Source organism: Candidatus Symbiopectobacterium sp. NZEC135 (assembly GCF_025962695.1).
In genome coordinates this window covers 1-1,950 of the sequence record NZ_JAGFPF010000283.1, presented here as the reverse complement: position 1 = coordinate 1,950, position 1,950 = coordinate 1, and the positions used below count along the sequence as shown (strand labels likewise).

Annotated in this window: 2 protein-coding genes; both read right to left on the bottom strand. The window is 41.2% G+C overall.

Annotated elements, in window-relative coordinates; translation table 11 throughout:
* Positions 1 to 216: 216 nt before the first annotated feature.
* Entirely contained in the window at positions 217 to 702 is a 486-nt protein-coding gene (locus J5224_RS25930) for a GNAT family N-acetyltransferase (protein ID WP_264628068.1), read from the bottom strand.
* Positions 703 to 1,133: 431 nt separating this feature from the next.
* On the bottom strand, positions 1,134 to 1,950 hold an 817-nt coding region (locus J5224_RS25925), incomplete at its 5' end, for a sulfite exporter TauE/SafE family protein (protein ID WP_264628067.1).

Sequence of the window (1,950 nt, the reverse complement as noted above, 5' to 3'; positions counted from 1 at the left end):
CTGCTGATAGGGCACGGAATTATGAACCGTCTTATTGCTAATGAATTGATATCATTGGGCTGGAAAAAGCGTACCCGTGCCGGTAAAGGATACTGGGAGGCAGGCGTTTATGAGTTCTTTTAGCATAGCCCCTCAGTATGGTTGCCCCTCAAGAGCGTAAAGCGGGCTTATTATTTTGGTGTGTTTATCAACAAGGAGTGGCTTTGCTTGAATACTTCAGTCGACACCACCGGCAAGCTCATCTAAAGTTTGACCAAAAACTCGATGGTAGTTAACGCTCTTGATAACCTGAGCACCGAGAGACTCATAAAACTTTTGCGCCAATGGATCTGCTGCCACCGATAACCAATCGAGTTGAAAGCACCCCTGCTCTTGAGCACGGCTTGCGATAAAACCCATCAGCTTTCTGCCAATTCCTGCCCTTCTGAAAGGAGCAGAAACAAACAGCTCTTTGATAAACATTTGCCCACTGAAACGTGGCGAGGGGTACATCACTGAAACACATGAAAACGCAGCGATGACGCCATCACAAACCACTTTATGAACTTCAGTACTGGAGCCAACTGCAAAGACCTTATCCTTCAGATAAGCGGACATGTCACTCCTGGACAGGCAAAGTTTTTGGTTATAGTAGGTTTCCATTTCGATAAAAATATCAGCCAAATCATCATATTCGTATGGTTTGCAGATAGTGATATCCATCTATGCTTCCTAAGAAAAATGTAAACATTCATCATAGCCTAACGACAAGCCAAAGTGGTGGCGCTATCACCAAAGATCGCTACAGCGCATCTTTAAAACTGCCAGAGCGCTAATGTTTGCGATTAGCATTTAGCTGCTTTCAGCAGCTATGAGCGGACGTTCTTGTGCTAAGCAGGTAGTTTGATTACAGCGAAACTATTCATTGTAAAGTACATCGAAAAAATACTAATCATTTGTCTAAAACCATAACTAATTTAACCATCAGGAAATTAAAAATATGAGCATGCGTTTATGCAGGGATAACCGAAAAAAAGTACGAAACACTCCTCGTCGTATAGAACTACTTAATCGTTAGGCAGAAATTTTTTCACCCCAATCGTTAAACAGGACGATTTATTTTTATCAGCCTGAGACCCAGCGTGATGAGTCGGTTATTTAAGCTCGGATTGAGATGACGAATGGCGCACGATAAAAAAATTCAGGAAAAACACTACTGATACAGAATTTTCTATAGAAGACATTGTACTGAAGACGGCTGATTTTTCATATCCATTATACCGTTTAATCAAAAAAACATACAGTCTGGAACTTGCTTTCAGACTGATGCAGAGAATGGAAATCCCCATCCGTCCGATGACAAACAGTAATAGTATAAGAAAGAAGACCCTGATAAATCCACTACCATATCGCAAGGCTAAAAATACACCTGTAACAGCCCCTGCAACATTACAAATACCGACTACACCTCCTATTACCCACAATACATTCCCTGACGGTACAAAAAAACACAGTGCGGCAGTAAAAGTCCCAAGATTTATTAATTTGGCTGATGCAGATGCATTCAGAAAATCAAAGCCAAAACATTTAACAAAAGCAAACAATAATAGACTTCCACTGCCTGCGCCAAAGATGCCATCATAAAATCCGATAAAAGCGCCTAACACTATCCCCAACAGTATCTCTTTCAGACCAATACTGATATCAGCATGTAGCCGTCCCAGATCCTTTTTTATGAAGGTATAGACTGCCATAACAATAAGAATTACAAAAATCAGATACTCCATAAACTCTCTTGGTATAAGAGAGACAGTGTATGCTCCAGCGAATGAAAAAATAAACGCGGCACCCATTGTTGGGATAATGAGTCTCCATATAATCTTTACCCGGCGGAGATACCCAGAGATAGAAAATGTGTTCCCGAGTAGTACTGCCAATTTATTGGTACCAAAAATCGTTGCCAGGCTGGAG